General features: G+C 49.2%; 1 protein-coding gene. It reads left to right on the top strand.

Features of this window, described 5'->3' with window-relative positions; translation table 11 throughout:
* Positions 1-151 precede the first annotated feature (151 nt).
* Entirely contained in the window at positions 152-634 is a 483-nt protein-coding gene (locus CKL79_RS22705; protein ID WP_240519048.1) for a transposase, read from the top strand.
* Positions 635-724: the final 90 nt, after the last annotated feature.

Raw genomic sequence — 724 nt, forward strand, 5'->3', positions numbered from 1 at the left:
AGACTCTGGCTTAGCGCTAGACTCATTCGTCTCTTCGACTGTACCTCCACCCGCCTACGCTCTGTCATTTTATCGCCTACCCTCTTGACATTTAATAAATGCCCCTGACTTCGATTTGCGGACGCATCTATACCGCGTTAGTGGCGTAGACTTGACTCAAATTGCTGGCCTGGGAGCGCTCTCCGTTCTCGTCATCCTTTCCGAGGTTGGCCTAGATGCTTCTCAGTTCCCAACCGTCAAGCATTTTGTCTCCTGGCTAGGGCTTTGTCCCGGTAGCCGCATTACTGGCGGCAAAGTCAAAAGTTCTAAAACTCGGCGTGTCGTTAATCGCGCCGCTAACGCTTTCCGCATGGCCGCTCAAACGCTTTCTCGAAGTCAATCGGCATTGGGTGCTTTTTATCGACGGATGAAAGCTCGGTTAGGCGGGCCGAAAGCCATCACCGCGACCGCTCATAAAATCGCTCGCATCTTCTACCATATATGGTCAAAAGGCGACGCTTATGTTGACCCTGGCGTTGATGCTTATGAGCAAAAGTATCGTGAACGAACCTTTATCCAGCTACAGCGAAAAGCCCAATCATTAGGCTTTGATCTCGTGCCTAAACCTGATATTGCTGAGTGTGTTTCGCAATAGCTCAATAACCGCTGGTAAGTAGCATTATTGAGGAAAGTAACGATGAGTGGTCAAAGGGCGAGAAATCTGTTGTAACAGAAGAATGAAAAG

This window comes from Leptolyngbya sp. BC1307, assembly GCF_002286735.1.
Classification (GTDB): Bacteria; Cyanobacteriota; Cyanobacteriia; order Phormidesmidales; family Phormidesmidaceae; genus Phormidesmis.